Origin of the sequence: Pseudomonas sp. W4I3 (assembly GCF_030816195.1) — a bacterium.
Classification (GTDB): Bacteria; Pseudomonadota; Gammaproteobacteria; order Pseudomonadales; family Pseudomonadaceae; genus Aquipseudomonas.
This window is the reverse complement of sequence record NZ_JAUSXS010000001.1, coordinates 1,663,735-1,685,615: the sequence shown is the minus strand read 5'-3', so window position 1 is coordinate 1,685,615 and position 21,881 is coordinate 1,663,735. Positions and strand designations below refer to the sequence as shown.

Sequence of the window (21,881 nt, the reverse complement as noted above, 5' to 3'; positions counted from 1 at the left end):
GATACAAGGAAAAGCCTTACAGAACGGAGATTTACGAGCGTAACGAAAGGAGAAACCCGACTTCAGCGTAGTTTTTGACTCAACAAGCACAAATAACTCAAAGAGCTGTAGCTCAAAGTTAAAGTGATTTGTTAAGAGTAAGATTTTTTTGGTATTACGAAGACGCATCTGCCAATGATTTGGCAGGGAGGGATTCTTGCGTTACTACCGGTTTTCTGCCCGAGGCTCGGGCGGAAAGAAAAAGGTGGAGAGTCGATCTGTAAGCCGGGTTCTGTCTTGAACAGTCATTCGTCTACGATGGCCATCACTGGACATCTTTAGCAACCTACCCGGTCCCAGCGCGGGCCACGCCTTGGGACCCTATTTGGTCTTGCTCCAAGTGGGGTTTACCTAGCCACGAACTGTTGCCAGTCGTGCGGTGCGCTCTTACCGCACCTTTTCACCCTTACCGGCACCGAAGTGCTTAGGCGGTTATTTTCTGTGGCACTTTCCGTAGGCTCACGCCTCCCAGGCATTACCTGGCACTTCGCCCTATGGAGCCCGGACTTTCCTCCCCCCCCTAATTTTCATAGAGGGCAGCGACTGTCCAATCGACTCTCCGCCGCGCAGGTTAACGGCACGACGGCCTCAGGACAAGTACTAAAAGTGCGGCATTGCCATCACGTTCGGACGAAACACCGGCCCGCCCCCGGAACTATTCGGCTTTCTGTTTATCGAGCGCAGCCTGATACAACACATTCTTGCGCACCCCGGTAATCTCCGCTGCAAGGGCCGCGGCACGTTTGAGCGGCATTTCCTTGAGCAGCAAATCAAGGATGCGCATGGCTTCGCTACCGACCGCATCTTCACTTTCCGGAGCCGTCCAACCTGCCACCAGCACGACGCATTCTCCGCGCTGCTGATTGCTGTCGCCTTCCACAAACCCACGCAGCTCTTCCAACGGCAGACCCTTGAGGGTTTCAAAGGTCTTGGTCAACTCTCGCGCCAGCAGCGCCAGGCGCGCGCCGCCGAACACCAGCTCCATGTCCTGCAGGCACTCCAGGATGCGGTGCGGAGCCTCGTAGAAAATCAATGTGCGCGGTTCTTCCTTCAGCGCTTGCAGACGCGCGCGACGCCCCACCGCCTTGGCGGGCAGGAAACCCTCGAAAATAAAGCGGTCCGACGGCAGGCCGGCTGCAGATAATGCAGCGATCAGCGCGCACGCTCCTGGAACAGGCACTACATTGATACCAGCGGCACGCGCCTGGCGGACCAGGTGGTACCCAGGGTCGGAAATCAGCGGCGTGCCCGCATCGGAGATCAGCGCAACATCATCACCGGCCAGCAAGCGGGTGATGAAACGGCTGCCCTCCTCGCGCTCGTTGTGTTCATGGCAAGCCGCCAGTGGCGTGCTGATTCCAAAATGCTGCATCAACCGTTGGGAGTGTCGTGTGTCTTCCGCCGCGATCAATTTAACCTCGCGCAACACCTTCAGCGCCCGGGCACTGATGTCGTCCAGGTTGCCAATGGGCGTCGCCACGACAAAAAGCGAGCCTGCAGTGGAATTCAAAGGACCTGGAGCAGTCAAAACGCACACCTCGATGATTGGCAAAAGCCACATTGTAGCGCGTCAACGCGCTGAAAATATGCCGTCACGGCGGATGACGTTTCAGCCACTGTTAGTCAATTGCAACAATTGCACGACCTAAATCCACGGTTTCACGCCACGAACATCGCGCCTGGGCCAGTGCTTGGGTACACTTCCACGCTAATTTGATCGGTATCAGGAACACTTACATGATCGCTTGCCTGCGGCTGCTCTCCGCCCTCTGCCTCGCTGCCTTGCTGGCCGCTTGCGCCAGCTCGCCCTCGTCCAGCCTTGGCGACCTTCCACGCACGCCCGACGCCAGTATCGAGCAACTGCTCGAACAGGCCACCGCCGCCAAAACGCCGGAAAAGGCCGCCTTGCTGCGCCTGAGTGCGGCTGACCTGGCCTACCAGCAGAACAACCCCGGGCGCTCCTCGCAGATTCTTGCGCAGGTGCCTCTGGATGTCCTGAAGCCAGCCGCGCAAGTGTTTGCCAGCACCCTGGCCGCCGAACTCGCGATGACCCGCAACCAGCCCAAGGCTGCGTTGACGGCGCTGAGCCACCCCAGCCTGCAAAGCCTTGAAGGAGCTGCCGGTCGAACAGCAGATCCGCACCGGCACCGTGCATGCCCGCGCCTATGAAGCCGACGGCCAGACCCTGGCGGCGGCTCGGGAGCGTGTCGACATGGCGCCCCTGCTCACCGGCGACGCGGCCAACAGCAACCACGAAGCGATCTGGGTCTTGATCGCCGCGCTGCCGACCGAGCAGCTGCAAGCCAGCGGTAACCCGACACTCGACGGCTGGATCTCCCTGGCCCAGGCGGTCAAGGGCGCCGGCACGCTGGAGCAGCAACAAGCCGCTATCGACACCTGGCGCGCACGCAATCCGGGCCATCCGGCAGCCGTGCAGTTGCCGACGCCCTTGACCAAGCTCAAGGAACTGGCCAGCCAGCCGCTGACCAAGATCGCCCTGCTGCTGCCGCAGGAAGGCGCCCTGGCGTCGGTCGGCAAGGCGCTGCGTGAAGGCTTCATGGCTGCTCACTACCAGGCCGAACAAGCCGGGCAGAAGCCGCCAGTGATTGAGTTTTACGACAGCTCGCGCCTGACCTCCATCGACGACTTCTACGCCAAGGCTCAGGCCGCCGGCGTGCAACTGGTGGTCGGCCCGCTGGAAAAGCCGCTGGTCAAACAGCTCAGCGCACGCCCGCAGTTGCCGATCACCACCCTGGCCCTGAACTATAGCGAGACCGATCAAGCCCCGGCGCAGTTGTTCCAGTTCGGTCTGGCCGCTGAAGACGAAGCCCGTGAAGTGTCACGCCGTGCCCGTGCCGACGGCTTGCATCGCGCCGCCGCCATGGTGCCGCGTGGCGAGTGGGGCGAACGTGTCTACAAAGCCTTCCGCCAGGACTGGGAAGCCAATGGCGGCACCGTAATGGGCGTCGAGTACGTTGATCAGCCCGTGGCACTGGCCCAGCAGATCGCCGACCTGTTCCAGTTGCGCAAAAGCGAAGGTCGCGCCAAGAGCCTGCAAAGCACTGTCGGCACTGACGTTGCGGCCCAGCCTTCGCGTCGCCAGGACATCGAGTTCATCTTCCTGGCCGTCACCCCGCAACTGGCCCAGCAGATCAAGCCGACCCTGAACTTCCAGTACGCCGGCGATGTGCCCGTCTATGCGACCTCCCACGTGTTCAGCGCCAGTGGCGACCGCAACCAGTACCTGGACATGACCAACGTGATGTTCTGCGAAACCCCCTGGTTGCTCAACACCACCGACCCGCTGCGCAACCAGGTCGCCGCGCAATGGCCGCAAGCCAATGGCAGCCTGGGCCGCCTGTATGCGATGGGCGTCGATGCCTATCGCCTGGCGCCACGCCTGGGCCAGCTCAAGGCGCTGCCGGACACCCGTGTCGACGGTCTCTCCGGCAACCTGGGCATCAGCGCCAACCAGCGCGTTGACCGCCAGATGCCGTGGGCGAAGTTCGTTGGCGGCGAAATCCAGCGCCTGCCGGACACCCCGCGCTGATGCCCGAGCGGTCCCGCGCACAAAGCGGCAAGGATGCCGAACTCCACGCGCTGGGCTATCTGCAACAACAGGGTCTGCGCCTTCTGGCGCAGAACTGGTTATGTAAACGCGGCGAGCTTGATCTGGTCATGCTTGACGGCGATACAGTAGTATTCGTCGAAGTCCGCTACAGGAAACACGCACAATGGGGTGGCGCGCTCGCCAGTATCGACGGGCGCAAGCGTCAGAAGCTGATACTCGCCGCGCAGTTTTTTCTGCAAAAAGAGCATCGCTGGGCCGACAGCCCCTGCCGTTTCGATGTGGTTGCCATAGAAAGCACACCGTCGGGCCCCGCTGATCTGAATTGGCTCAAAGATGCCTTCGACAGCTGACTCACCCGGCACCTTCACCCCACACTTTTGCTCTTTGCTTTGCGGGCTGCACATTTCTGTGCCAAACAGCCGCGCTAATTAAGGTCACACAGATGGACATGCAATCCCGAATTCGCCAGCTTTTCCAGGCCAGCATCGACACCAAGCAACAGGCGATGGACGTACTTGCACCGCACATCGAGCAAGCCAGTCAGGTCATGGTCAACGCCTTGCTCAACGAAGGCAAAATGCTTTCGTGCGGTAACGGCGGCTCGGCCGGCGACGCCCAGCACTTTTCCTCGGAGCTACTCAACCGCTTCGAGCGCGAGCGCCCAAGCCTGCCGGCGATCGCCCTGACCACCGATTCGTCGACGATCACCTCGATCGCCAACGACTACAGCTACAACGAAATCTTCTCCAAACAGATCCGCGCCCTCGGCCAGCCGGGCGATGTGCTGCTGGCGATTTCCACCAGCGGCAACTCGGCAAACATCATTCAAGCGATCCAGGCCGCACATGATCGCGAAATGATTGTCGTAGCATTGACCGGGCGCGATGGCGGCGGCATGGCCTCGCTGCTGCTGCCTGAGGACGTGGAGATTCGCGTTCCGGCCAATGTCACTGCACGCATTCAAGAAGTCCACCTGCTGGCGATCCACTGCCTGTGCGATCTGATCGACAGCCAACTGTTCGGGAGTGAAGAATGACCGTTAACCGCCTCAGCCTTTTGGCCATCACGCTGTGCCTCGCCATCAGCGGCTGCAGCACGGCAATCACCGCCACACGGGACACCCCCATCCAGGACGACAGGGGCACACGCACCTTCGGCAGCACCATCGATGACTCGCTGATCGAAACCAAGGTCAAGGTCAACGTTGCCAAAGCGGCTACAGACCTGGGCAATGGCGCATCGCGCATTGTGGTCACCAGCTTCAACGGCGTCGTGCTGCTGGCCGGGCAAACCCCGCGTGCCGAACTCAAGGCCCAGGCTGAACAAGCCGCCTCGACGGTGCAGCGGGTCAAGAAGGTTCACAACGAGCTGCAGGTCATGGACCCGATCACCCTGCTGGCCATCAGCAACGATGCCCTGCTGACCACCAAGATCAAGGCCCAGATGCTTACCGACAGCGCTGTTCCGGGCTCACGCATCAAGATCGTTACCGACAACGGCATCGTCTACATGATGGGCCTGCTGACCCAGGCTGAGGCCACCCGCGCGGCCAACCTGGTACAGGGCGTGTCCGGCGTACAGAAAATCGTCAAGGTGTTCGAATACATCGACTGATGTAACCGTCACCCACAAAAAAGGGCGCCGTGCATGGACTGCACGGCGCCCTTTTTTGTGGCGATTGTTTACTGGTACTGCGAGTACGGGTTGCCCTGGAACTGATTGTTCTGTTGTGGCGCCTGTTGCTGGGCACCTGGCTGGCCGTACTGCTGGCCTGGGATCGGGCCAAGGTTGACTTCGACGCGACGGTTCTGGGCACGGCCATTCACGTCTGCGTTGCTGGCAATCGGGTTATCCGGGCCGGCGCCCCGTGCGCTCAGGTTGGCGGCACTCACACCCTGGGAGGTCAGGTAGTTGGCCACGCTCTGCGCACGGCGCTGGGATAGGTCCATGTTCAGCTGACGGCTGCCGGTGCTGTCGGTGTAGCCAACGATCTGGATGGTGTTCTGGTTGAACTGCTTGAGGGAATTGGCCAGGTTGTTCAGCGGCGTGTAGAAGCTGCTGGAGATCGCGTCGGAGTTGGTGGCGAAGGTGATATTGCCCGGCATGATCAATTTGATCTGGTCACCCTGGCGCTGCACTTCAACCCCGGTGTTGGCCATGCTTTCGCGCAGTTTTTTCTCTTGCTGGTCGGCGTAATAACCGTAGCCGGCAGCGCCAGCACCGGCCACGACGGCGCCAATCAGCGCGCCCTTGCCACGGTTGTTATGGTCAATGGCCGCACCGGCCAATGCGCCAGCGAGCGCGCCGAGGCCGCCGTACTTGGCGGTCTTGCTCATGCCGCTTTCGGAACCATTGCTGGCCTGTCCCTGGCTGCCGTCATAAGGATTAGGGGAAGCGCAGCCGGACAACAGGGCTACGGCGGTGGCGACAACAAGCAGACGACGCGGAGTGAACATGAAGGAAGCTCCTACTTTTGCATTCTGAGATGCAGAGGACATGGGCAATGGACCTGTGCCGGGTTTGGAACACGACAAGCGGTAAAAATTCCATGGGCGAGACGCAAAGGGGATTCATCTAAGCCATGGAAAATCCAAGTGTGGGAGGGGGCTTGCTCCCGATAGCGTTAGGTCAGTCAACTCAACTATAGCCGACACACCAATATCGGGAGCAAGCCCCCTCCCACCGATGCGACGCCAGCCCCGTCAAGCCCGCACAAAAGGGTTCTCCCGCATCTCATCGCCCAGGCACGTATCCGGCCCGTGCCCGGCCACCACGGTGGCGCCTTCATCCAGCGTATAGAGGCGCTGCTTGATCGAGCGCACGATGGTTGCCTGATCACCGCCCCACAAATCCGTACGCCCTACCCCACGCCGGAACAAGGTATCGCCGGCGATCAACAGTTTGGCGTCGGCAAACCAGAAACTCATCGAGCCTGGGGTATGCCCTGGCGTGTGCAGCGCCACGCCGCAACCACAGGCCAGTTCTTCATCGTCTTGCAGCCAGCGGTCCGGGGACGGCACGGGCGTATAGGGCACGCGGAACATCTGGCATTGCATTTCCAGGTTATCCCACAGGAATTGGTCTTCCTTGTGCAGGTGCAAGGTGGCGCCGGTCTTTTCCTTCAATTGGCCGGACGCCAGAAAGTGATCGAGATGGGCATGGGTGTGGATAATGCTCACCACCTTCAGACCCAGCACTTCAAGACGCGCCAGGATCAGTTCGTGGTTGCCCCCTGGATCGACGACGATGGCTTTTTTGGTAACCGGGTCGCCAATGATGGTGCAGTTGCACTGCAGCGGGCCGACGGGGAAGGTTTCGCGAATCAGCGCTGGTTTTTTTTCGGTATTCATAAGTGTCCTGCAAACTCTAAGGCACGTTCCAAGTACAGTATGGTGGAGCTTGCCCCCCCGCTGGAAGCGATCAAGGCTGCGCTACTGCTAAGCTACGCAAACGCCATTTAACCCACGGCAACGACAACACGGCAGTCAGTCGCATCTGGAGCAACACGTATGGCGAACCAACAGGTCATCTGCGAACACTGTGACTGCGTGTACCAGAAAGTCACGCTCGCCAAGCATCAAAAAGCCCTGTGCACGCGCTGCGACGGGGTATTGCAGCGCTATAACGGCCTGTCCGTGCAACAGCGCCTCGCCTTGACCGTCACGGCTGCCGTGCTGTGGGCGTTCGCCAATTTCTATCCGGTGATGAGCATCAGCCTGCAGGGCCTGAAGAACAGCGCGACGCTCTGGGATTCGGTAGTCGCGCTGAGCCTGGGCCCCATCACGTTTATCGCCTTGGTAGCGGCGATTGCTATCATCATCGCGCCGGTGTTCCAGTTGCTGCTGCTGATCTGGGTACTGAGTTTCGCCCTCAATGGCAAACGCTCGCCAGCTTTCAAGCTGTGCATGCGCTGGCTGGAAGCACTCAGGCCGTGGAGCATGCTGGAGGTGTGCCTGCTGGGCGCGATGGTGGCGGTGATCAAGCTGGCCGGCATGCTCGACGTGATACCCGGCATCGGCCTGTTCGCGCTGGCCACCCTTAGCCTTTTGCTGATCCGCATCGCCGGGCGCGATGTGCGCGACCTGTGGGACACCCTATGACCTCACCACCCACCGCCCGCGAGCTCAACCTGTGCTTGTGCCACACCTGCGGCCAGCCTTGCGACATGCGCAACGAACCCACCGAGTGCGATCGCTGCGGCGCGCCCCTGCACCGCCGCAAAGCGCAGTCCCTGACCCGCACCTGGGCCTACCTGCTCACGGCTCTGGCCTTTTATGTGCCGGCGAATGTGTTGCCGGTGATGAACACCACCATGCTCGGCTCCGGGGCGGACAGCACCATCATGAGCGGCGTGCTGGAGTTCTGGCAGCATGGCGCCTGGGACATCGCCTTGATCATTTTTATTGCCAGTATTGCCGTGCCTGGCATCAAGTTCCTGTCACTGGGGTTGCTGCTGATCACCGTGCAGCGCAATAGCGGCTGGGCGCGCAAGGAGCGCTCCAAGCTGTTTCGGTTTATCGAGCTGATCGGTTACTGGTCGATGCTGGACGTGATCGTGGTGGCACTCGTGGCCGCGCTGGTGAAGTTCCAGGCCCTGGGCAATATCGAGCCGCGCCTGGGCATTCTGTTTTTTGGGCTGGTGGTCGTGTTCACGATGCTGGCGGCCATGAGTTTCGATCCCCGTCTGATTTGGGAAAATTCACACATTGAGGAGACCTCGGATGAGCTCATCCAAGGCTGACGCTGATATTGACAAGCCTGCGGGGCAACCCGAGATCAAGACACGCCGCTTCAGCGTTTCGCTGGTATGGATCGTGCCGATTGTCGCCGTGCTGGTGGGTGTTTCGCTGGTGGTTCATAGCGTGCTGCAACAGGGCCCGACCATCACCCTCAACTTCAAGACCGGCAGCGGGCTGGTGGCCAACAAGACCGAGGTCAAGTACCGCAGCGTGGTCATCGGCCACGTCACCGGTGTCGACTTGAGCGATGACCAGAAAAGCGTCAACGCCACCGTTGAACTGGCCAAGCAGGCAGAAAGTTTCACCCGCGAAGATTCGAAGTTCTGGGTGGTCCGCCCGCGCATCGGCGCAGGCGGCGTGTCCGGCATCGACACCCTGCTGTCCGGCGACTACATCGGTGCCGATATCGGCCAATCCAACACCCGCGCCAAACAGTTCAAAGGCCTGGAAAACCCGCCACCCATCACCTATGGCGAGCCAGGCAAACGCTTCACCCTGCACACTCAGGGCCTGGGTTCGCTGGATATCGGCTCGCCCATCTATTACCGCAAGATCCCGGTCGGCCAGGTGGTTGCCTACGAACTGGACAGCGAGGGCAAGGGCGTGAATATCGAGGTGTTCGTGCACGCGCCCAATGACGCGTACGTCACCGAAAACACACGCTTCTGGAACGCCAGCGGTGTCGACCTCAATGTCGGGGCCAATGGCTTCGAACTGAAGACCGAATCGTTGTCGTCGATGTTGATGGGTGGGATCTCCTTCCAGGCACCGCCCTACAGCCCCAACGACAAGCCCGCCGAGGAGAATCGCAACTTTGAACTGTTCGACGACCAGCAAAGTGCCCTCGCCCCGCCCAATGGCGAAGGGCAATACATGGTGCTGCGTTTTGACCAGGCCCTGCGCGGGCTGAGAGTCGGCGCACCGGTTGAATTCCTCGGGGTCGAGTTCGGCAAGGTGGTCTCGATCAACCTGGACTTCGATGCCAAGAAGCGCAGCTTCCCGGTCAACGTCGGCATCGTGATTTACCCACAACTGCTCGGCCAGGCGCACACCAAGCTGCTCAAGGCAATGAACCACAACCCCAACGATGAGGCGGCGGGCGTGCGCCTGATCGGCAGCTTCATCGAAAACGGCCTGCGCGCCCAGGCGCGCAGCGGCAACCTGCTGACCGGCCAGTTGTACATCGCCTTGGACTTCTACCCCAAGGCCGACAAAGTCGCGTTTGACCCGAACCAGCGCCCCGTGGGCATTCCCACCATCCCCGGCAACCTGGAGCAACTGCAGGAAAAATTCGAAGCCATCGTCAACAAGATCAGCCAACTGCCTGTCGAGCGTATAGCCGGCAATCTGGACGCCAGCCTGGTCGAGTTGCGCAAGGGCCTGGCACAGTTCAACGCCAAGACCCTGCCCGGCGTGCAGACCACGCTGGCCGACGTGAGCAAGACCCTGCAGTCGGCCAGTTCTACCCTGGCCGAAGACTCGCCGCAGCGCGAGCAACTGACCCAGACCCTGGATGAACTGGCGCGCATGTCGCGCTCCTTGCGCGAGCTTTCGGATTACCTGGGCCGGCATCCGGAATCGCTGATTCGCGGTCGCGCCGATAACGCCGCGCCGCTTGACCTGCAAGGGCCACCCCGCAAATGACCATTGGAGCCGCCATGACATTGCCGTTGAAAATCACCCTGGTGACCGCCCTGCTGGTGCTCGCGGCCTGCCGCAGCGAGCCGATTGCATTCCACACCTTGACCCCGGCGCACTTGAATAACACCACACGGGCGGATGCCGATTCGGTCCGTATCGAAAGCATCACCGTGCCGCCTCAGGTCGACCGCGCGCAGATCGTGGTCCGCCAGGGCGACAGCGGCCTGGCGATCCTGGAAACCCAGTGGTGGGCCGCCACCCTTGCCGACGAGCTGAGAAGCGCGCTGGTGGACCAGCTGGCCAGCAGCGATGCACGGCAAGCGGTGTCGTTGCGTGTCGAGGTGCAGCGCTTTGATTCGGTGCCCGGGCAGTACGCGCTGCTCGACGTGCGCTGGCGCCTGAGGCCGGCCGGCGGCGGTGATCGTCCTGCGCTGAGCTGCCGCTCTACCTTGCAGTCGCCCGCCGGCCCGAGCATCGATGACGTGGTGTTGGCGCACCAGAACAACCTCAAGCGCTTCGCCGCACTGATCAGCAGCGCGGCCGGGTCGTCCCTGCAGCAGTGCCCGCGCGCGCAATAAGCGGCGGCGGGGTCAGCCCAGCAAGCCCATCGACTTGGCCCGCGCCACCGCCTGGGTGCGGCGCTCCACGCCGAGCTTGCTGTTGATATGGCTGGCGTGGGTTTTCACGGTGTGCAGGGAAATGAACAGCTGATTGCTGATTTCCTGGTTTGAACACCCCTGAGCGATCAGTTGCAGTACCGCCAACTCCCGGGTGCTCAGGGTTTCAGCGCTAGGCGAGGTTTCGACGGCAACGATGACCGGTAGCAGCGCGAGCAACGCCTGATTCAGCGCGTCATGTGGACGCTTGCCCAACTGCTCGCGCATCCAATCCGGGTATTGCTCGAGCAAACGCTGAAACGGTTGTAACGCGCCGCCCGCGCCGGCTTCGAGTGCGCGGGCCAGTACCGGCTTGGCCTTGGCTTCCTGACCACGCGCCAGCAGCAACTGCGCCTGCTGGGCCAGCGCCATCAGGGCGATCATCTGGCGCCCGCTGTCGAGCGCCTGTTGCGCCAGGTCCTCAAGCCGTTGCAGCGCCACCTCGGGTTGATGGCGAATGGCATCCAGCGCGGCCTGTTGCAGCTCCACATGTTGTGGCAAGTGCGGATGAAACTCCGGCGCGGCGGCAGCCTGCTCGCCCGTGTAGGTCTGCCCCAGTCGGATCAGCCAGGCATCGGCCAGGTCGGTACGGCCCTGGGCCAGCCACAGCTCGCACTTGATCAAGGTGATCATCGCCAGGTAGTAGATCGGCGGCACGTCCCAGATGTGCATCAAGCGCTCGGCTTCGGCCAACTCGGCGAAGGCGTTGGAGAAGTCGCCTCGCCGCCCTTCGAAGCTGGCGATCACGCAATGCCCGATCAGCACGCTGATGTCACGGCAGGCACGGGCTTCATTCAGGCCGGCGCGCAACCGCGCAAGCCCGGCATCGGGCTGGTGACGCACCAGCAGCAGGTAGCCTTCATACAGCCACAACCGCGCACGCACGGCGTACAGTCGCTGCGACGCCAGCCCTTGCAGGCGCTGCAGGCCCTGGCGTACTTCCTCCAGAGCGCGCAGGATTTCGCCGCGCGCCTGCAGCACCCGGGCACGGTCGTAATGGGCCAGCGCTTCAAACAGCGGGTTGCCCACGCGCTGCGCCAACTCCAGGGATTCGCGGTTCAGGCCACGGGCGCGCCACAGATCGCCATCGGCGATCGCCAGGTTTGAAAGGGTCGACAGGCACATCAAACGCTGGCCGTAGCGCTTGTGCGGCAGGCTCTCCAGCGCCTCGTTGCAATAGCGCTGGGTCAGCTCGCGGTCCCCTCGCCCACGGGCGATGATCCCGCTCAGTGCCAGCCATTGGGCCAACATGGATTTTTGCGCGGTGGCCGACGGTGCCGGCAGGAAGCGACTGAGGTAGCCGGACAGCTCCTGCGCGGCATCCAGCTGGCACGCCAGGCCCAGCGCCCAGCTGTAGAGCACGATCAATCGCGGCGTGCTGATCAGCAGGCTATCGGGCAAGTCCATCTTCCAGCGCAGCAGCATGCCGATATTCTGTTCGGCCAGCAGCTGTTCCTCGGAGAGGTTTTGCACCAGGTTCGCCGCCACATCCAGATGACCGGCCCGTAGCGCCTGCTCCACCGCCTCGTCGATCAAGCCCTGGGCGTTGAACCAGCGGCAGGCCCGCAAGTGCAGACTGGCCAGCGGCAGCGTGGCGCTCTTTTCGCGCCGGGCACGCAGCAGGTCGGAAAACAGATGGTGATAACGGTACCAGTGTCCCTGTTCATCCAACGGCACCAGGAACACTTGATGCGCCCGCAGGTAGCGCAGGATTTCCGGGCTGTCATGGGCTTCGCGAACCGCGTCGCACAACTCGCTGCAAAAACGCTCCTGGGGCGCGGTGTCATACAGGAACGCTTGCACCTCCGCCGGCAGGCAGTCGATGACTTCTTCGAGCAGGTAATCGCGAATCAGCCCTTCGCCGCCGTTCAGGCCCTGGGGCAGAGCGCTTTCACTGCCGGCTTCGGAGGCGGCCAACAGCCAGAAACGCAGGCCGGCGACCCAGCCCTCGCTGCGGCGAATCAGGTTTTCCAAGGCCTCACCGCGCAACGAACTGCTATGCCGGTGAAGCACGGCCAGCGATTCGTCATGGGTCAGGCGCAGGTCTTGTTCATGCAGCTCCAATAGGTGCCGCGACAGGCGCAGGCGCGCCAGGTGCCAGTCCGGTCGCTGGCGACTGGTCACCAGCACCACCAGGCCGTCGGGTAAATGATTGAGGAAAAATTGCAGGCAACGGTCCAGCACCGGCCCCTGGGCCAAGTGGTAGTCATCCAGCACCAACAACAGCGGCGCCTGGATGGACAAGTGCACGGTCAGCTCATCGAGCAGGCCATCGAGCCATTCTTCAAAGGCGAAGGGTTGGTGACGCTGACGCATTTTCAACAGGCCCAGGGACTGGGCGCCGAGTTGCGGGAAATACTGCCGCAAGCCTTCAAGCAAACGCTCAAGAAAACGGCCAGGGTCGTTGTCCCTTGGGCTCAAGCCGAGCCACAGGTTTTGCCAGTGGCCGGGCAGGCTCTGGCAGAACTCAACCGCCAGCGAACTCTTGCCAAACCCGGCCGGCGCGCTGACCAGCAGCAATCGCCCATCCAGGCCGGCACCCAGGCGCTCACACAGGCGCGGGCGCAGCACGTAGCCGTCAGGCAGCGGCGGCCTGTAGAAACGACCTTCCAGGGACGGAATTACCGCGCTGGCAGGCCCTTGGATTCGGGACAGATCAGTCATCGCCGGGCTCTTGTAGAAGGCTGTTGTCGGCACTGCAGATGTCCGCAGACTAGCGGTAAAAGCGGCGGGATTGTAGATCTTTGCAACAAATGCCTGAAAAAGAACTGCGACAAGAAATATCCCTGCACACGCCACAAACAAAAGTGGGAGGGGGCTTGCTCCCGATGCCGGTGTGTCAGCCAACGCTTAGTTGACTGAACAACCGCCATCGGGAGCAAGCCCCCTCCCACAGGGGTATCAAAATAGGTTCAGGTTAGCGAACACCGTCCTGGCGCAGGGCTGCCGGGGTGAAGTCGCTGGTGGTGGCGGTAAAGCCGAAGTCATAGGCCTGTTTCTCTTCGTTCTTCATGCCCAGGGCCAGGTAGCGTCCGGACTGCAGGTCGTAGAGGGTTTCGAGGGCGTACCACGGCACTTGCTTGTCGTAGTAGTTCTCGGCATGGGCTTCGGCGACGCGCCACAGTTGGCCACGGCCATCGTAGTGGTCGATCACCGCCGCTTGCCAGGTGTCTTCGTCGATGAAGAAGTCACGCTTGGCGTAGATGTGGCGCTGGCCTTCCTTCAAGGTAGCGACCACATGCCAGACGCGACGCAGTTCATAGCGCGTGAGGTCCTGGTTGATGTGGCCGGCCTTGATGATGTCGGCGTACTTGAGCTTCGGATCGTCGATCTTGTAGCTGTTGGAGGCGATGTAGATTTCCTTCTTGCCTTCCAGCTTCCAGTCGTAGCGGTCCGGCGCGCCGTTGTACATGTCCAGGTTGTCGGAGGTACGCAGGCCATCGGCAGCCGTCCCCGGCCCGTCGTACGACACTTGCGGCGCCCGACGCACACGGCGCTGACCGGCGTTATAGACCCACGCCGAACGCGGTTCCTTAACCTGGTCGAGGGTTTCATGCACCAGCAGTACACCACCGGCCAGACGCGCCGGCGCGGTGACTTGCTGCTTGAAGTAGAACAGCACGTTGCCTGGGTTTTTCGGGTCGAAGTCCTTCATCTTGTCGCGGAACACGAACTGGTCGCGGAAGTACACCAGGCTGTAGGAACCGTTGGTTTGCGGCGTGGCCTGGGTGACCAGGCGGGTCACGCTGCCGCCGCGATAACGGGTGATGTGGTTCCAGATGACTTCAACGCCGCTTTTGGGAATCGGGAACGGTACGGCGGTCTCGAAGTTTTCCAGGCCGTTGCCGCCAGACACCAGGTTGGTGGTGGTGGCGTTTTTCTTGATAGCGGCGAACACATCCGCCGGCACCGTGGCGCCACGATGGGTCGGGTAGACCGGCATCTTGAACGAGTCCGGGTAACGCTTGAACATCGCGTACTGCCCCGGCGCCAGCTTGTCTTTGTATTGCTCCACGTTCTGCGCGGTGATGGTGAACTGCGGTTGTTCGCTGGCGTAAGGGTTGGCCAGGAAACCTTTGGCATCCACGGCGCCCGCATTGGTCGGCAGCGGCGTCCATTTCGGAATGGTGCCCGCTGCGTTACCGGCCATTTCGGCGCCCATCGGGGTCAGGCTGGTGCCCAGCTTGGCCGCTTCATCCGCCGAGACTGCCGCCATGACGTTGCTCGCCAGGATCGACAGCCCAAGCACACCCACGTGCAACAGACTTTTTGTTATTTTCATACTCTGGTCTTCCTGAATACATGCCACTTGGAAAGAGTGTGCTTAGAAGTTGGCGCCAAAGCTCAACGCGACAAAATCCCGGTCATCCACAGTGCTGAACTTGCCACCAAAGAAATTGGTGTAGGCCAGGCTCGCGGTGTAGGTGTTCTGGTATTCGGCGTCCAGGCCCAGGCTGACCGCCTTGCGCCCTTCTTCGAAGTTGCCGCCAGGGCCTGGCGAGTAACCTTTGACGTCATGGGACCAGGCCACGTTGGGCTTGAGGTTGACGCCCGCGAACACGTCCGGGTATTCCCAAATGGCGCGGGCGCGGTAGCCCCAGGAGGTGGCGGTGGTGTAGCCGTCGTTGTTGCAGTTGGTGTTCAGGCTGGCGGCATTAGCCAAACCACCGCCTTGTGCTGTGGAGTTGTTGAGCGCATTGCAGAACCCCCCAGGCAGCGAACCCGGACCAAAAACAGGGTCACGACCATAACGTGCCTCGGATTTGCTCTCCAGTCCGCCGACGTGGGTCACGCCGATTTCACCGACGGTGGTCAAGCGGCTGGCACCCATGACCTGGTCGAAGAAGTGCGTAAAAGTGGTTTGAAACTGAGTGACTTCCTTACGGTTATAGCCGTGCAAGTCCTGGCCCGGATTACCCTTCAGCACAGACGCATTGTTGAAAGGCGGAAGTGGCGTTACGCCAGCGAACAGAATGTCTGTCGTGCTCAGTTGTACCGGTGCATTCGGACGATAGCTCAACTCGCCGCTCCACGCGGTCCCCGTTGGCAAGGTGGTGGAGAAACTCAAGCCATAGAGACGAATGTCTTCCGGGTATTCAACGTAGTAGTTGGAGTTACCCGCGACCACCAATGGACGCAACTGGGCAGGCACACCAGGCGTTGCACCGGTGTATTTCGATTGCGGTGCGCCCTGGGCACTGAAGATCGGTGCACGGCTGTGGTAGTTCATGAAGTAAGCGCCGAACTCTGTGTCCAGCGGCTCAAAGTTGTAATGGAACGCTACACCGAACTGACCGCTGTCGCGCGCATCACGATCCGGGCCTCGACGAACCAATACACCTTCGTTATTGACGTCGACGCCATTTGCGGCAAGCCCTGGCAATACTGCGGCGGGCAGGAAGCGACGGCTGTTCAACACCCGCAAATTGTTACTGCAGCCATCGGAAATGACATCAGGCTGAGAGAAGAACGTGCCGCAGTTATCTGTAACGGTCTGGTCCCACTCCAACTGGTAGAACGCTTCGGCCGACAGGTTATCGGTCAGTGTCTGCGACACATAGAACATGTTGACCGGAATCAAGCCTTCCTTGATCTCAGCCCCCGGACGACGGAACGCAGACACGTCGATCGGGTTGATGGAGTTGATACCGCCGCCAATGAAGGTACTTTCGCCCCAGCTCACTACCTGCTTACCAAAACGCACGGAACCCGGCGCATCGGCGATCGAGTAGTTGTGGTAGACGAACGCATCGAGAATCTGCCCGCCCGAGGACTTGGCGCCCTCTTTACGGTTGCTGTCGCTGATGTCCTTGAACTCACGGCTTTCATCCTTGAGTTCGAAGTCGTACCAATACTTGCCACGCACGAACACGCCGGTGTCGCCGTACTTCAGTTCCAGGTCATGAATGCCCTTGAAGATCTTCGAGAAAGTCTCACCGCGCTTGAAGTTGAGGTGACCATCATCGGAAGTTTGGGACAAGCCACGCCCCCCGTTGTTGACACCAATCAGGTCTTTGTTGGGCTTGGCCGTCGACCAGCTCGCCCCCACGGAAAGCGACGAGTCGAAACTCCCCTCGATTTCACCGATGTTGAAACTGACGCCGAATGCGGGCCCGGCGAGCGTAGAAGCGAGACTGACGGCCAAAGGCAGTCGTGCCCGGCGCCAGAACTGGTTTACTGAGGTCATCGACGCTACTCCATGTGCATTTTATTGTTATGGCAGTGAGCTCTTTCTGAAGATGCAGGTAACGGCCGGGATACAACGATTCCAATGCCGAGCGACAACCGGGCCACCCTCACCCGAAGCGCACCATCTACGAAAAACTCTGGAAGGGACTATAGCCAGCAGGGGGTAGTGCTTGATCCCTCTAAAGTGTGATTTGCATCACCAACCCGTCTGCCACGACCCTTTCGCCACGCCGACGAAGGTCGACGCGGGAAGGATGGCTGAAATTCGGCAAATCACAAGTAAAGGCTTGAGATAGAGCAGCTCCGCGCCCGAACAGGCGCGGCAGGCAGCGTCAGAGGGTCGACAGGAAGGTGCTGTTGTTGGCCTGCCATTCAATGATGTCGATGCGGATACGTTTTTTGTCGAGCTTGCCGACGCTGGTCTTGGGAATTTCAGTAACAACGGCGATCTGACTCGGAATCGCCCACTTGCTTAGGTGGCCCAATTCAACGAACGGCTTGAGGTGCTCCTTGAGCTCTCGGGCGCCTATCACATGGCCATCACGCAACACCAACAGCGCAAACGGACGCTCGCCCCACTGCGGGTCGGCAATCCCCACCACCGCTACTTCGCGTACCGCCGGGTGACGACTGACCAGGTCTTCCAGGGCAAGGGACGAGATCCATTCGCCACCGGTCTTGATCACATCCTTGATGCGGTCACGGATGTCGATCACGCCGAACGCGTCCAGGGTGGCGACATCACCGGTGTGCATCCAGCCCCCGGCCCACAGCTCGGCGCCCTTTTGCGGCTCGTTGTAATAGCCCTCGGTAAGCCAGGGTGCGCGCAATACCAGCTCGCCCTGGGATTCGCCATCGGCAGGCAAGAAGTTGCCGTCGGCGTCCATGATCGCCGCCTCCACCAACGGGCCGGGCACGCCGGCCTTGATGCGATAGGTGGTGCGTTCGTCTTCGCTGCCGGCCATCAGCTCGGCATTGAGGTGGGCACAGGACACCAGCGGCCCGGTCTCGGACATGCCGTACGCGGCGGTCAATTGAATGCCACGGGCCTTGGCGGCTTCGTACAGCGAACGGTTGAGCGCGCTGCCGCCGATGACGATTTTCCAACCGCCGAAATCCACGCCCTGTGCAGCCTTGGCGTTGAGCACCATTTGCAGGATGGTCGGCACACAATGAGAAAAGGTGACTTTTTCCTTGCGCCACAGCTCCACCAGGTATTCCGGGTCGTATCGACCGGGGTAGACCTGTTTGAGGCCGAGCATGGTCGCCACATACGGCAGGCCCCAAGCATGCACGTGGAACATCGGCGTGATCGGCATGTACACATCGTTGGTGCCCAGCAAGCGCACGCTGTCGACGCTGCCCATGATGGTCGCCACGCCGATGGTGTGCAGCACCAGTTGGCGGTGGGTGAAATACACGCCCTTGGGGTTGCCGGTGGTGCCGGTGGTGTAGAAGGTGGTGGCGACGGAGTTTTCGTCGAAGTCCTCGAAGTGGTACGTCGGGCTCGCAGCGGCCAGCAGGGTTTCGTACTCGCCCACCAGGTTGGGTAGATCGGCCGTCTTGCTCTCGCCGTCAGTGATCAGCAAAGTCTTGTCGACACTGGTGAGTTGCCCGGCGATCGCCTGGTAAAGCCCCACGAACTCGCTGTTGACCAGCACGAAGCGATCGTCGGCGTGGTTCATGGTGTAGAGGATCTGCTCCGGCGACAGGCGCACATTGATGGTATGGATCACCGCGCCGATCATCGGAATGGCGAACATGCACTCCAGGTAACGGTGGCTGTCCCAGTCCATCACCGCCACCGTGTCACCGGCCTTGACCCCGGCTTCGGTCAGCACGTTGGCCAGGCGCGCGACGCGTTCGATCAAGGTAGGGTAGGTGTAGCGCAGTCTGTCGCGGTAGATGATTTCCCGGGTCTTTTCGTAACGGGTACCGGACATCAACAGGCGCTTGATCAACAGCGGGTATTGGTAAGCGCCTTCGGCGGGTGGGATGACACGGGTCTGCAACATACGAATCCCTTTTATGACTGCGCGGTCTTGGCTTGAAGACCTGCACTGTAGAGACGTTATGTTTCAGCCAAATCAGCCAAAGGAATGATTTGTAAAGCCCAGCAAATGCTAGCTTTGCGCCATCATCTTGAACTCATGGAGATCCAATGTGGGAGGGGGCTTGCCCTCGATGGCGGTGGATCAGCTGATAAATACTTGGCTGAAACACCGCTATCGGGGGCAAGCCCCCTCCCACATTTTGACCGTGCCGGCTTGAGTGAGCGGCGATTACTTCATGCTGGTAAACGCCAGTTTCACCCCAATCGCTATCAGCACCGCGCCCATGGTGCGATCGAACCAATGCCCCATCTTCGCAAAGCCGGCGCGCACGCGCTGCTGGCTGAACAGCATCGCCACCAGGCAAAACCACAGCGCCGTCGCCACCGCCAGGTACACGCCATAACCGGCCTGCACCGCCAACGGCGTGTGCGGGTTGATGACCACTGTGAACAGCGACAGGAAAAACAGCGTCGCCTTGGGGTTCAAGCCGTTGGTCACAAAACCCGCCGTGAACGCGCCGCGAGGGGTGCGTTCGCCCGCCTCGCGATGCAGCTCGCCTTCGGCGGCAGGCTTGGCCGGTTGCGCGCGCAGCGCCTTGAAGCCGATATACAGCAGGTATGCCGCTGCCGCCCATTTCAGCGCATTGAACAGCACGATGGACTGGGACACGATCAAACCGATGCCCAGCAACGAGTAACCGACGTGCAGAAAAATCGCCGAACCGACGCCCAGCGCCGTCCAGGTACCGGCGCGACGGCCATGGGTCACGCTTTCACGCACCACCACGGCGAAGTCCGGCCCGGGGCTGGCCACCGCCAACAAGTGAATCAAGGCTACGGTCAAAAACTCGGCGACGTACATGCGCACTCCATTAAGTAGCTGTTTATTTGATCTGATAGGCTCAGCAGATTACGCCTTCGAACCTCGACGCAAAAGGTACAGTTGATCATGAACAATCGCCGCGCCGTCTTCCTCGATCACCCCTCCCTGGACCTTGGCGATCTCGACCTCAGCGGCTTGCGCGCCTGCTTCAGCGAACTGCAGTTGTTCGAGCAGACCACGCCGCAGAATGTGCTCGAACGCTTGCAGGGCGCTCAGGTGGCCATCAGCAACAAAATCCCGCTCAGCGCCGAGACCCTGGCGGCTTGCCCTGAGCTCAAGCTGATCCTGGTGTCGGCCACCGGCACCAACAACATCGACCTTGAGGCCGCCCGCGCCCACGGCATCACGGTGAGCAACTGCCAGGGCTACGGCACACCGTCGGTGGCCCAGCACACGATCATGCTGTTGCTCAACCTCGCCACGCGTCTGAAGGACTATCAAGGGGATGTGGCCGCAGGCAAATGGCAGCAGGCCAAGCAGTTCTGCCTGCTGGACTACCCGATTGTCGAGCTGGAGGGCAAAACCCTCGGCCTGCTCGGGCATGGCGAGTTGGGCGGCGCCGTGGCACGCCTGGCCGAAGCGTTCGGCATGCGCGTGCTGCTTGGCGCGATTCCTGGGCGCCCTGCCCGCGCCGACCGCGTGCCGTTGGATGAACTGCTGGCGCAGGTCGATGCGCTGACCCTGCATTGCCCGCTCAACGAGCACACCCGCGACTTTATCGGTGCGCGCGAGCTGGCATTGCTCAAGCCCGGCGCGTTTATCGTCAACACCGCACGCGGTGGCTTGATCAACGAACAGGCACTGGCCGATGCGCTGCGCAGTGGGCATTTGGGTGGAGCGGCCACCGATGTGTTGAGTGTGGAGCCTCCGGTCAACGGCAACCCGCTGCTGGCCGGTGATATTCCTCGACTGATCGTTACGCCCCACAACGCCTGGGGCAGCCGTGAGGCGCGGCAACGGATCGTCGGGCAATTGAGTGAAAACGCGCTGGGCTTTTTCAACGGCGCCCCGCTGCGCGTCGTCAGTTGATAAACTGCGTCCCTTTTTCAAGGAGCAGACCATGGATCCGCGCAGTGAAGTACTGCTTCGCCAGGCCGAACTTTTTCAAGGCAACCTGTTGCTGGTCGGCCTGCCTGCCGACGATCTGCTCGGGCGCCTGCCCAACGCCCACGGCTGGTGCTGGCATGCCGGTGACCAGGCGGCGCTTGAGGCGCGTTTTCCCGAGCGCAGCCAGTTCGGTGTGAATGTGCCCGAGCGCGGGTTTGATGCGGCAGTGATTTTCCTGCCCAAATCCAAAGACCTCACCGACTACCTGCTCAACGCCGTGGCCGCACGCCTGCCCGGCGCCGAGCTGTTCCTGGTGGGCGAGAAAAAAGCCGGCATCGAAAGTGCGGCCAAGCAAATGATTCCCTTCGGCAAACCGCGCAAGCTGGATAACGCGCGGCACTGTCAGCTCTGGCAGGCCACCGTGAGCAACGCGCCGCAAGCGCGCGAACTGGAAAGCCTGGCGCAGACCTTCGAAGTACCGCTGGTGGACGGGCCGCTCAAGGTGGTGAGCCTGCCGGGCGTGTTCAGTCACGGCCGCCTGGACCGTGGCACCGAACTGTTGCTGGAGCATCTGGACAAGCTGCCCAGCGGGCATTTGCTCGACTTCGGTTGCGGAGCCGGCGTTTTGGGCGCCGCGGTGAAACGTCGCTACCCGCATAACACCGTCACGATGCTGGACGTGGATGCCTTCGCCGCTGCCAGCAGCCGCCTGACCCTGTCTGCCAATGGCCTGGAAGCCGAGGTGTTGACCGGCGACGGCATCGACGCCGCACCGATGGGTTTGAACGCGATCCTGAGCAACCCGCCGTTCCATGTCGGGGTGCACACCGATTACTTCGCCACGGAAAACCTGCTGCGAAAAGCAGGCAAACATCTGGCAAAAGGCGGCGAACTGCGCCTGGTCGCCAACAGCTTCCTGAAGTATCAGCCGCTGATCGAAGAGCATCTGGGCATCTGCGCCGTCAAGGCCGAAGGCAACGGTTTCCGCATTTATCGGGCCAAGCGTCCCTGACAGGCGCTTGAAAAAGAACGCTTGCCGAATGGGTTTTGCCTAGGCAGAATC

General features: G+C 61.2%; 17 protein-coding genes, 1 other RNA gene and 1 pseudogene. 10 read left to right on the top strand and 9 right to left on the bottom strand.

The window, feature by feature from the left end; all coding sequences use genetic code 11:
* Positions 1 to 244: 244 nt before the first annotated feature.
* Together rnpB and rsmI are read right to left on the bottom strand one after the other, a co-directional pair.
* Positions 245 to 598: RNase P RNA component class A (rnpB, locus tag QF045_RS07585), an RNA gene on the bottom strand.
* A 96-nt stretch (positions 599 to 694) separates the two neighbouring features.
* Positions 695 to 1,600 carry a 16S rRNA (cytidine(1402)-2'-O)-methyltransferase gene (gene rsmI, locus QF045_RS07580; RefSeq protein ID WP_306491668.1) on the bottom strand — a complete coding sequence of 302 codons (906 nt, stop codon included), beginning with the start codon at positions 1,598 to 1,600 and terminating at the stop codon, positions 695 to 697.
* 176 nt (positions 1,601 to 1,776) lie between these two features.
* Here rsmI and QF045_RS07575 point away from each other — a divergent pair.
* From QF045_RS07575 to QF045_RS07560, 4 genes and pseudogenes are all read left to right on the top strand, one after another.
* Positions 1,777 to 3,589, top strand: a pseudogene (locus QF045_RS07575) (penicillin-binding protein activator).
* A complete protein-coding gene (locus QF045_RS07570; protein ID WP_306491667.1) occupies positions 3,589 to 3,960 on the top strand; it encodes a YraN family protein in 372 nt (123 codons plus the stop codon). The pseudogene QF045_RS07575 and the gene QF045_RS07570 overlap by 1 nt, the downstream one beginning before the upstream one ends.
* Before the next feature lie 92 nt (positions 3,961 to 4,052).
* Positions 4,053 to 4,646 carry a phosphoheptose isomerase gene (locus QF045_RS07565; RefSeq protein ID WP_007904374.1) on the top strand — a complete coding sequence of 198 codons (594 nt, stop codon included), beginning with the start codon at positions 4,053 to 4,055 and terminating at the stop codon, positions 4,644 to 4,646.
* Entirely contained in the window at positions 4,643 to 5,224 is a 582-nt protein-coding gene (locus tag QF045_RS07560) for a BON domain-containing protein (RefSeq protein WP_124385192.1), read from the top strand. The genes QF045_RS07565 and QF045_RS07560 overlap by 4 nt, the downstream gene beginning before the upstream one ends.
* Before the next feature lie 68 nt (positions 5,225 to 5,292).
* Here QF045_RS07560 and QF045_RS07555 read toward each other — a convergent pair whose 3' ends face one another.
* Both QF045_RS07555 and QF045_RS07550 read right to left on the bottom strand, forming a co-directional pair.
* Positions 5,293 to 6,066, bottom strand: coding sequence for an OmpA family protein (locus QF045_RS07555; RefSeq protein ID WP_124385191.1), 774 nt, complete (start codon positions 6,064 to 6,066; stop codon positions 5,293 to 5,295).
* A 246-nt stretch (positions 6,067 to 6,312) separates the two neighbouring features.
* The gene (locus QF045_RS07550; protein ID WP_306491666.1) at positions 6,313 to 6,960 is read right to left on the bottom strand and encodes an MBL fold metallo-hydrolase; all 648 of its coding nucleotides are present in this window, start codon (positions 6,958 to 6,960) and stop codon (positions 6,313 to 6,315) included.
* A 159-nt stretch (positions 6,961 to 7,119) separates the two neighbouring features.
* On the opposite strand from QF045_RS07550, the gene QF045_RS07545 reads away from it, so the two are divergent.
* The 4 genes from QF045_RS07545 to QF045_RS07530 are packed head-to-tail and all read left to right on the top strand — an operon-like array spanning position 7,120 to position 10,568.
* On the top strand, positions 7,120 to 7,710 hold the full coding sequence (locus QF045_RS07545; RefSeq protein ID WP_306491665.1) for a paraquat-inducible protein A: 591 nt from the start codon (positions 7,120 to 7,122) through the stop codon (positions 7,708 to 7,710).
* On the top strand, positions 7,707 to 8,351 hold the full coding sequence (locus QF045_RS07540) for a paraquat-inducible protein A (RefSeq protein WP_306491664.1): 645 nt from the start codon (positions 7,707 to 7,709) through the stop codon (positions 8,349 to 8,351). Before QF045_RS07545 ends, QF045_RS07540 begins: the two co-directional genes overlap by 4 nt.
* A complete protein-coding gene (locus tag QF045_RS07535) occupies positions 8,332 to 9,993 on the top strand; it encodes an intermembrane transport protein PqiB (RefSeq protein ID WP_306491663.1) in 1,662 nt (553 codons plus the stop codon). The genes QF045_RS07540 and QF045_RS07535 overlap by 20 nt, the downstream gene beginning before the upstream one ends.
* A gap of 14 nt (positions 9,994 to 10,007) precedes the next feature.
* Entirely contained in the window at positions 10,008 to 10,568 is a 561-nt protein-coding gene (locus QF045_RS07530) for a membrane integrity-associated transporter subunit PqiC (RefSeq protein ID WP_306491662.1), read from the top strand.
* A gap of 12 nt (positions 10,569 to 10,580) precedes the next feature.
* On the opposite strand, the gene QF045_RS07525 is transcribed toward QF045_RS07530, so the two are convergent.
* From QF045_RS07525 to QF045_RS07505, 5 genes are all read right to left on the bottom strand, one after another.
* The gene (locus tag QF045_RS07525; protein WP_306491661.1) at positions 10,581 to 13,310 is read right to left on the bottom strand and encodes a LuxR C-terminal-related transcriptional regulator; all 2,730 of its coding nucleotides are present in this window, start codon (positions 13,308 to 13,310) and stop codon (positions 10,581 to 10,583) included.
* Positions 13,311 to 13,563: 253 nt separating this feature from the next.
* The gene (locus QF045_RS07520) at positions 13,564 to 14,928 is read right to left on the bottom strand and encodes a DUF1329 domain-containing protein (RefSeq protein WP_306491660.1); all 1,365 of its coding nucleotides are present in this window, start codon (positions 14,926 to 14,928) and stop codon (positions 13,564 to 13,566) included.
* A gap of 42 nt (positions 14,929 to 14,970) precedes the next feature.
* Complete coding sequence (locus QF045_RS07515; protein WP_306491659.1) at positions 14,971 to 16,833, bottom strand: DUF1302 domain-containing protein; 1,863 nt, start codon at positions 16,831 to 16,833, stop codon at positions 14,971 to 14,973.
* A 334-nt stretch (positions 16,834 to 17,167) separates the two neighbouring features.
* Positions 17,168 to 18,850: a fatty acid--CoA ligase gene (locus QF045_RS07510; protein ID WP_306491658.1), complete on the bottom strand. Its 1,683-nt coding sequence runs from the start codon at positions 18,848 to 18,850 to the stop codon at positions 17,168 to 17,170.
* A 267-nt stretch (positions 18,851 to 19,117) separates the two neighbouring features.
* Positions 19,118 to 19,750 (bottom strand): LysE family translocator, encoded by a 633-nt coding sequence (locus QF045_RS07505; RefSeq protein WP_014716957.1) that lies wholly within the window; start codon positions 19,748 to 19,750, stop codon positions 19,118 to 19,120.
* A gap of 87 nt (positions 19,751 to 19,837) precedes the next feature.
* Between QF045_RS07505 and QF045_RS07500 the strand changes: the two genes are divergently transcribed.
* Together QF045_RS07500 and QF045_RS07495 are read left to right on the top strand one after the other, a co-directional pair.
* Complete coding sequence (locus QF045_RS07500) at positions 19,838 to 20,800, top strand: 2-hydroxyacid dehydrogenase (protein ID WP_373424413.1); 963 nt, start codon at positions 19,838 to 19,840, stop codon at positions 20,798 to 20,800.
* Positions 20,801 to 20,831: 31 nt separating this feature from the next.
* A complete protein-coding gene (locus tag QF045_RS07495; protein ID WP_306491657.1) occupies positions 20,832 to 21,830 on the top strand; it encodes a class I SAM-dependent methyltransferase in 999 nt (332 codons plus the stop codon).
* The last annotated feature ends 51 nt before the right edge of the window (positions 21,831 to 21,881 follow it).

Excerpts from the sequence above, each read along its gene's own strand:
- rsmI (WP_306491668.1), bottom strand. The coding sequence starts at position 1,600 with ATGTGGCTTTTGCCAATCATCGAGGTGTGCGTTTTGACTGCTCCAGGT.
- QF045_RS07570 (WP_306491667.1), top strand. The coding sequence starts at position 3,589 with ATGCCCGAGCGGTCCCGCGCACAAAGCGGCAAGGATGCCGAACTCCAC.
- QF045_RS07565 (WP_007904374.1), top strand. The coding sequence starts at position 4,053 with ATGGACATGCAATCCCGAATTCGCCAGCTTTTCCAGGCCAGCATCGAC.
- QF045_RS07560 (WP_124385192.1), top strand. The coding sequence starts at position 4,643 with ATGACCGTTAACCGCCTCAGCCTTTTGGCCATCACGCTGTGCCTCGCC.
- QF045_RS07555 (WP_124385191.1), bottom strand. The coding sequence starts at position 6,066 with ATGTTCACTCCGCGTCGTCTGCTTGTTGTCGCCACCGCCGTAGCCCTG.
- QF045_RS07550 (WP_306491666.1), bottom strand. The coding sequence starts at position 6,960 with ATGAATACCGAAAAAAAACCAGCGCTGATTCGCGAAACCTTCCCCGTC.
- QF045_RS07545 (WP_306491665.1), top strand. The coding sequence starts at position 7,120 with ATGGCGAACCAACAGGTCATCTGCGAACACTGTGACTGCGTGTACCAG.
- QF045_RS07540 (WP_306491664.1), top strand. The coding sequence starts at position 7,707 with ATGACCTCACCACCCACCGCCCGCGAGCTCAACCTGTGCTTGTGCCAC.
- QF045_RS07535 (WP_306491663.1), top strand. The coding sequence starts at position 8,332 with ATGAGCTCATCCAAGGCTGACGCTGATATTGACAAGCCTGCGGGGCAA.
- QF045_RS07530 (WP_306491662.1), top strand. The coding sequence starts at position 10,008 with ATGACATTGCCGTTGAAAATCACCCTGGTGACCGCCCTGCTGGTGCTC.
- QF045_RS07525 (WP_306491661.1), bottom strand. The coding sequence starts at position 13,310 with ATGACTGATCTGTCCCGAATCCAAGGGCCTGCCAGCGCGGTAATTCCG.
- QF045_RS07520 (WP_306491660.1), bottom strand. The coding sequence starts at position 14,928 with ATGAAAATAACAAAAAGTCTGTTGCACGTGGGTGTGCTTGGGCTGTCG.
- QF045_RS07515 (WP_306491659.1), bottom strand. The coding sequence starts at position 16,833 with ATGACCTCAGTAAACCAGTTCTGGCGCCGGGCACGACTGCCTTTGGCC.
- QF045_RS07510 (WP_306491658.1), bottom strand. The coding sequence starts at position 18,850 with ATGTTGCAGACCCGTGTCATCCCACCCGCCGAAGGCGCTTACCAATAC.
- QF045_RS07505 (WP_014716957.1), bottom strand. The coding sequence starts at position 19,750 with ATGTACGTCGCCGAGTTTTTGACCGTAGCCTTGATTCACTTGTTGGCG.
- QF045_RS07500 (WP_373424413.1), top strand. The coding sequence starts at position 19,838 with ATGAACAATCGCCGCGCCGTCTTCCTCGATCACCCCTCCCTGGACCTT.
- QF045_RS07495 (WP_306491657.1), top strand. The coding sequence starts at position 20,832 with ATGGATCCGCGCAGTGAAGTACTGCTTCGCCAGGCCGAACTTTTTCAA.